The following is a 1,028-nucleotide window of genomic DNA, read 5'->3' on the forward strand; positions in this document are numbered from 1 at the left end:
GTGCACGGTGGACGGCCACCAGGCCGCCGCCGGGGAGACCGAGCACGCCTTCGCGCTGCAGTCGGTCTCCAAGGTCCTCACCTACGCGGTGGTGCTGCAGGAGATCGGCCTGGACCACGTGCTGGAGGACGTGGGCGTCGAGCCCTCCGGTGAGTCGTTCAACCACCTGTCCCTGCACGACGACGGCCGGCCGTGCAACCCGCTGATCAACGCCGGCGCCATCCTGGTCCACTCCCTCCTGCCCGCCGGGGACGAGGATGAGCGGACGGCCCTGCTACTGCGCCGCTACAGCGCGATGGCCGGCGTCGAGCTGGAGGTCTGCGAGGACGTCCTCGACGCCGAGCGCACCCGTGCCGACCGCAACCTGGGCCTGGCCCACCTGCTCGCCGACGCCGGCCGGCTGCCCATCTCGGCCCGCGAGGCCGTGGCCGGGTACCTCGCGCAGTGCTCGGTCCTGGTCACCGCACCCCAGCTGGCCGTCATGGGCGCCACCCTCGCCGCTGGCGGCACGAACCCCGTGACGGGGGAGCGGGTGCTGGACGAGTGGGTGGCGCAGCAGGCGATGTCCGTGATGCTCACCTGCGGCATGTACGACGCCAGCGGCCAGTGGGTGGCCGAGGTCGGCGTGCCCGCGAAGTCCGGCGTCTCGGGCGCGCTGCTCGGCGCCGTGCCCGGGGCCCTGGGCCTCGCCACGTGGTCGTCGCGCCTGGATGAGCAAGGTAACTCCCGGCGTGGCATCGGGTTGTTCGAGGGGCTCAGCGCGCGCTGGGACCTGCACGTGCTCCAGCACCGTGGCGCCCTGCGCGGCCTCAGCGGGCCCCGCTGACGCCTGGCCGCCGCCGCGCCGCCGTCGCGAGGGCCACGCCGACGACGCCGCGCCCCGTCCCTTGTCACCCTCTGACGCGCGCCGCGTAGCATCCGGCCCATGACCACTCCAGAGAAGAAGGACGACGCCCCCGCGATCCCCGTGCAGGACTCCCAGCTGGCCCACGACGACCCGCGCACCCGCCACCCGAAGCTCCGCATCG

The 1,028-nt window shown here is 74.0% G+C and carries 1 protein-coding gene; it reads left to right on the plus strand.

From position 1 onward, the window contains the following. Positions 1 to 826: glutaminase A (glsA, locus tag ACFWJO_RS41000; protein ID WP_386873511.1), on the plus strand; the 826-nt coding region annotated here is incomplete at its 5' end. Between the last annotated feature and the right edge of the window lie 202 nt (positions 827 to 1,028).

It is taken from the genome of Streptomyces sp. NPDC127092, from assembly GCF_042722475.1.
Lineage (GTDB): Bacteria > Actinomycetota > Actinomycetes > Streptomycetales > Streptomycetaceae > Streptomyces.